This is a genomic window from Pseudanabaena biceps PCC 7429 (assembly GCF_000332215.1).
Lineage (GTDB): Bacteria > Cyanobacteriota > Cyanobacteriia > Pseudanabaenales > Pseudanabaenaceae > Pseudanabaena > Pseudanabaena biceps.
Genome location: NZ_ALWB01000278.1, coordinates 1 through 5,729 on the forward strand (window position 1 = coordinate 1; position 5,729 = coordinate 5,729).

General features: G+C 43.6%; 7 protein-coding genes and 1 other RNA gene. 5 read left to right on the forward strand and 3 right to left on the reverse strand.

The annotated features are described in order from the left end of the window. On the reverse strand, positions 1-834 hold an 834-nt coding region (locus PSE7429_RS20640), incomplete at its 3' end, for an RNA-guided endonuclease InsQ/TnpB family protein (RefSeq protein ID WP_009629296.1). A 329-nt stretch (positions 835-1,163) separates the two neighbouring features. Here PSE7429_RS20640 and typA point away from each other — a divergent pair. The 3 genes from typA (at position 1,164) to PSE7429_RS20650 (ending at position 4,136) form a co-directional block, all read left to right on the forward strand. Beyond that, positions 1,164-2,957, forward strand: coding sequence for a translational GTPase TypA (typA, locus tag PSE7429_RS20645; protein ID WP_009629297.1), 1,794 nt, complete (start codon positions 1,164-1,166; stop codon positions 2,955-2,957). A 239-nt stretch (positions 2,958-3,196) separates the two neighbouring features. After that, positions 3,197-3,364 (forward strand): hypothetical protein, encoded by a 168-nt coding sequence (locus PSE7429_RS26680; protein ID WP_009629298.1) that lies wholly within the window; start codon positions 3,197-3,199, stop codon positions 3,362-3,364. A gap of 85 nt (positions 3,365-3,449) precedes the next feature. Continuing rightward, the gene (locus PSE7429_RS20650) at positions 3,450-4,136 is read left to right on the forward strand and encodes a J domain-containing protein (protein ID WP_009629299.1); all 687 of its coding nucleotides are present in this window, start codon (positions 3,450-3,452) and stop codon (positions 4,134-4,136) included. Between the two features lie 59 nt (positions 4,137-4,195). Here the strand turns inward: PSE7429_RS20650 and ssrA are convergent. Together ssrA and PSE7429_RS26050 are read right to left on the reverse strand one after the other, a co-directional pair. Then, positions 4,196-4,587, reverse strand: a transfer-messenger RNA (tmRNA) gene (gene ssrA / locus PSE7429_RS24730). A 90-nt stretch (positions 4,588-4,677) separates the two neighbouring features. After that, positions 4,678-4,860: a hypothetical protein gene (locus PSE7429_RS26050; RefSeq protein WP_144052555.1), complete on the reverse strand. Its 183-nt coding sequence runs from the start codon at positions 4,858-4,860 to the stop codon at positions 4,678-4,680. An 84-nt stretch (positions 4,861-4,944) separates the two neighbouring features. Here PSE7429_RS26050 and rpmG point away from each other — a divergent pair, with 84 nt between their 5' ends. Both rpmG and rpsR read left to right on the forward strand, forming a co-directional pair. After that, positions 4,945-5,139 (forward strand): 50S ribosomal protein L33, encoded by a 195-nt coding sequence (gene rpmG / locus PSE7429_RS24735; protein WP_009629301.1) that lies wholly within the window; start codon positions 4,945-4,947, stop codon positions 5,137-5,139. Positions 5,140-5,183: 44 nt separating this feature from the next. Next, positions 5,184-5,405 carry a 30S ribosomal protein S18 gene (gene rpsR / locus PSE7429_RS20660; protein WP_040689928.1) on the forward strand — a complete coding sequence of 74 codons (222 nt, stop codon included), beginning with the start codon at positions 5,184-5,186 and terminating at the stop codon, positions 5,403-5,405. The last annotated feature ends 324 nt before the right edge of the window (positions 5,406-5,729 follow it).

Here is a 5,729-nt window from a genome sequence, read left to right on the forward strand (position 1 = left end):
ATTTTTGACCATATTCTTCACAGACAAATCTTCGACGGCAATCACTTGGTTTTCACGAACCAGTCGAGTTGTCAATTTGTGAAGGAAATCAAGCCGAGCATCGCTAATTGCTGCATGAACCTTGGCGACTTTCAATCTAGCTTTGTGTCGATTATTAGAGCCTTTCTTTTTACGGCTAAGCGCTTTTTGAGCTTTACGCAACTTACGGCGCTTAGCTTTGAATGTTTTGGGATTGGCAATCTTCTCGCCATTACTCAAAGCCATCAGGCTAGTAATGCCCAAATCTAAACCAATTTGATTAGGAGATTCAGGTAATGTTTCGATTACAACATCAACTAGCAAAGATACAGTCCATCTTCTAGAAGGCGAGAGTTTCACCGTAATGGTTGATGGCTCTGCACCTTCATGGATCTCACGGCTCCATCGAACATCCAATGGTTGAGAACATTTAGCCAAAAATACTTTGCCATCTTTCCACTTGAAAGCAGTCTTGGTAAATTCAGCGCTTCCGCCGTGATGTTTTTTCTTGAAGTTAGGATATTTAGCCCGTCCTGCGAAGAAATTAGTAAACGCGGATTGTAAATGTCTTAGCCCTTGCTGTAATGGCACACTGCTAACTTCATTAAGAAATTGCAAGTCCTCTTGCTTCTTCCAACTGGTTAGCATTGTTGAGGTTTCAGAGTATCCAACTCTCTCTTGACGTTCATACCATGCTTCTGTCCTTGCAGCTAAGGCACGGTTGTAAACCAATCGAGCGCAACCCATCGTTCTTCTAAGCAAAGTTTCTTGCTCAGGAGTTGGATAGAATCGGTACTTGAATGCTTTTTGTGTCATGCTTACATTATAGCATTTACTGTGTAAGGTATCTAATTTAATATAAAGCCGTGCTAGAAGCACGGGGTTTTTAACCCAGTTTTCCGATAACAAATCCCTCTATCAGCTTTTTGAGAAATAGTGATGCGTGGCGGAGCCACGCATCACTATTTCTTGGCTGGGAAGGGAGTAGTAAATAGCTGGACATAACACAAAAACCGAAACAAAACCTGTATTGATTTTGTATTGATGATTACGAATGGGTGGGCATAAATACAAAGTTTTTTGACAAACTCAAGCATAATAGATAAAGAAATAATAAGTTTTTCGATTAACTCGATACATCACCCATGTCTCTCCCTATCCGCAATGTCGCCATCATCGCCCACGTCGATCACGGCAAAACCACTCTAGTAGACGCACTCCTCAGACAGTCAGGCGCTTTTCGTGAAGGTGAAGCCCTTGTCGAATGCGTAATGGATTCCAATGACCTAGAGCGCGAGCGCGGCATTACCATCCTTTCAAAAAATACTGCCGTCAAATACAAAGATACGCTCATCAATATAGTTGACACCCCAGGACACGCTGACTTTGGTGGCGAAGTTGAGCGGGTACTTGGCATGGTCGAGGGTTGCTTGTTAATCGTTGATGCTAACGAAGGTCCTATGCCCCAAACTCGCTTTGTACTCAAAAAAGCGTTGGAAAAGGGTTTGCGTCCTCTTGTAGTCATTAATAAGATCGATCGCGAGTTTGCCGATCCCCATGTTGCCGTGAGTAAAGTACTCGATCTCTTCATTGAGCTTGGCGCTGATGACGATCAATGTGATTTTCCTTACCTATTTGCTTCAGGCATGGGTGGCTTTGCTAAGGAGAAGCTCGAAGATGCCAATGTCGATATGAAGCCTCTATTTGAGTCAATCTTGCATCACGTATCACCCCCCGTTGGCGATCCTGAAAAACCATTGCAATTGCAAGTTACCACCCTTGACTATTCCGAATATCTCGGTCGGATCGTGATCGGCAAAATTCATAACGGTACAATTACCTCTGGACAACAAGCGGCTCTAATTTCTGAAGATGGCTCGATTACGAAGGGCAAAATTACGAAGCTTTTAGGATTTGACGGGCTTAAACGGGTAGAAATGCAAACCTCTTCCGCAGGTAATATTGTTGCCGTATCGGGTTTTGCTACCGCCAATATCGGTGAAACGATTACCTGTCCTAACGAGCCTTCCGCGTTACCGATGATCAAAGTGGATGAGCCAACCTTGCAGATGACCTTCTGCGTTAATGATTCGCCCTTTGTCGGTCAAGAAGGTAAATTGGTCACCACTCGCCAAGTACGCGATCGCCTGCTCCGCGAGCTAGAAACCAATGTGGCGCTGCGTGTTCAAGAAGATCCTGAGTCCCCCGATCGCTTTGCCGTATCGGGACGTGGCGAATTGCACTTGGGAATCTTGATCGAAACCATGCGCCGTGAAGGTTATGAGTTCCAAGTCACCCAGCCTCAAGTAATTTATCGTGAAATCAACGGTCAGAAGTGCGAACCCTACGAAGCGCTAGTGCTAGATGTACCTGAAGATGCCGTTGGTGGTTGTATCGAACGGCTGGGGCAGCGTCGCGCTGAAATGATCGATATGCAGATGTCGGGTGGCGGTCGCTCTCAAATTGAATTTGTCGTACCAGCCCGAGGACTGATCGGCTTCCGTGGTGACTTTATGCGCGCAACCCGTGGCGCTGGCATTATGAACCACAGTTTCTTGGATTATCGCCCCGTCGCAGGTGAAATCAGCGCTCGTCGCAATGGTGTGTTGATTTCCTTTGAAGAAGGCACTGCTACCGAGTTTTCCTTGAAAAATGCTGAAGATCGTGGTGTGTTCTTTATTAAACCTGGCACTAAGGTATATAAGGGCATGATTATTGGTGAAAATAATCGTCCTCAAGATATGGAACTGAATGTATGTAAGAGCAAGCAGCTTACAAACATGCGGGCTGCTGGTGCTGATGATATTGTGCAATTGCAAGCACCGATCGAGATGAGTCTCGAACGTGCCTTAGAGTATATTGGTCCCGATGAGATTTTAGAGGTCACACCTGAATCCATTCGGTTACGTAAGTTGACTAAGAAATTTGCCAAGCGCTAAGCTCCAGCAATTTTTATAAAGTATAGCTAACGTCAACTGTATCAGGACATAAAACCCAAAATAGAGTTGCAGCGCAGAGCGCTGCAACTCTATTTTGGGTTTTAATTTTGTCCTAACAAAACTAGCGAGCTATATTTTATAAAGTAAAAAGGGGTGCTAAGAACCCCTTTTTACTTTATGGGTTTATATTTGCTAAACTGTTTTTACAGTTTTAAGGCTATTTCCCAGCAACTTAACCTATGCATCAAGTTGTCCTCGAACTATCTGGAAGTCGTAAGGTTCATGTTATTTCCGAACATGCTACTAAAGAGGAGGCTTTGGATCGGTACGTTAAGCTAGTAGAGGGAAATAAAGGTTCGCCAATTACGGCTAAGGGGAAATACTCAATTCGCAAAAAGCCAGAATAGGGAAAAATTTCACTTAGTATTTTTTCACTTAGTATTTTTCTCTATTCTGGATTCTCATCCGAGTCTTATTGTCAAGTTTCAATTCATGCACTTATCAGAATGCTATCGACTCTTAGGAGTTCCGCGCAATGCCACCTTAGATGACATTAAGGTAGCCTATCGTCGGTTGGCCCGTAAGTATCATCCCGATGTCAATCAAAACGATCCTACGGCTACGGATAAATTCCGATTGGTACAGGAAGCTTACAAAATGCTCAAGGATTCCGATGAGAAGGATCTATCAAAGGAGATATTTTCTAAGAATGCTTCGACAAATTCTTCAACAAACGCTTCAACAAACGCAGTGCGATCGCCTGCTGCGCCACCACCGCCAAAAGCTCCTACACCTAAAAAACCGCCTCAGCCCCACCCCAAAATCAAAATCGAGGTAAAGCAGGTTAACAATCAGATCGATCCGATTAATAGCGATCCAGAGTTAAGGCTCAAGTTGGATATGTTGCGGCGCGTGCAGGATTTGCTCAAGCAAAAAAAATATATTGTAGCGATCGCTGTTGTCGAAGGAATGAGCGAAAGATTTCCCAACGCACCAGAGGTAGTTCATTGGAAAGCCGTGACTTACCATCGGTGGAGTAGTGAGTTGATTCTGGCTGGGAAGTTACGCGAAGCCGAAATCTATCTCAATAAAGCCCTAAATACCGATCCTAAAAATCGCGAACTTATTTTTGAAGTGAAGCGCGACTTGGAGCGAGTTCAAAATCTTAAAAATGGATAGGAACCAAATAAAAAAGGGACTTGCAAAACAAGTCCCTTTTTTATTTGGTGGTCTTAGCTTAATGGAATCGGGCAGAGTCGAACTGCCGTCCGCACTAGCGCCTAACCTCCCAGTCATTCACAGGTTTATCCAATCTAATCCTCTTGGAGGGAACTGCTATTTATCTCTAGCAATGGGAGATGCACTGATAAAGTCTTAAGCGAAAAGCCTATCAGAGAAAGCTATTCACAGCATCCGTTGAGGGGTTGAGTGGTGCATTTAACGGAGTCATACAACACTCCTCGAAACCGAAAAGTTTGGTTCTTAGGCTGCTACTGGAGCTGCTTTACGAGAGAAAGATACAATGTTGTTCGCATGTACTTGTTTGAGCCATTGATTTACGAGAGGTAGCCCGCTCTCGACCTGCATCAAGGGATAGCTTCTACTAACACGTCGAAACCCTTACGATCCCAATCCAAACACTATAGCATATAAATAACTCAGCATAATTAAAACCTCAAAAGCTAGAGTATGCGCAGCGCGTGCGCTACAGATTTTGATTCTAGTTTTTATAGCTATAGTTTTTATAGCTATAGTCAGTAATTTTAGGACAAAAATCAAACCTAAAAGATGAGTGGCGGCGCTTCGCGCCGCCACTCATCTTTTGGATTTTACGTCTCTGGATGATGCTAAAAGTTCTGGTGAGAAATTGTAGTGATGAGGCGATCGCCCAAATTTTTGGCAATTATTTTCTTCCTAGGTGCATAAGTAGGATGATTATGTGTAACAATTGTAGATCGCACTTTTAAGTAATCTCACAACTAAAAAAATGGCTAAAAACAAAGGTGTCCGTCTCGTTATTACGCTAGAGTGCACCGAATGTCGCACCAATGCCAATAAGCGATCCCCTGGTGTATCTCGCTATACGACCATGAAAAATCGTCGTAATACCACTGCAAGATTAGAACTCAAAAAGTTCTGCCCTCACTGCAACTCCCATACCGTTCACAAAGAAATCAAGTAGTCCGTTAAATCCAATCACCAAAACCGCATAATCCCATCATGGCAATGAATTCTTCTTTTTATCGTAAGCGCCTCTCTCCGATCGCGCCTGCTGCCAAAATCGACTATAAAGATGTCGAATTACTGCGTAAGTACATCACCGAACGTGGCAAAATTCTTCATCGTCGCATTACAGGTTTGACTGCAAAGCAGCAACGTGCTTTGACAACTGCGATTAAACAAGCTCGCGTTGTTGCGCTATTGCCCTTCATCAACAAAGAAGGTTAAAAATTTATAAAAAAGAGTCGCAAAGCGGCTCTTTTTTGTTTTTGTTATGGATGTCATCGGCACTGGTCAGCCAAAGCGTGATCGACATATTTGCGCCTTTTTTGCTGGCATAAAATGGGCATTTCAGAATCCATCCCCCATTAGCTGACCATTGTCCTTTCTAATTAGCTGGGCATAATTAAAACCCAGAATCAAAAACTATAGCGCACGCTTCGCGTGCGCTATAGTTTTTTGGCTTTTATATTTAATTGCACCTAGCTACTTAACGTGAGTTCGGGATAATTTGAAACGGGCTTTGAGGAAGGGTTTGCTACGCAAACCCTT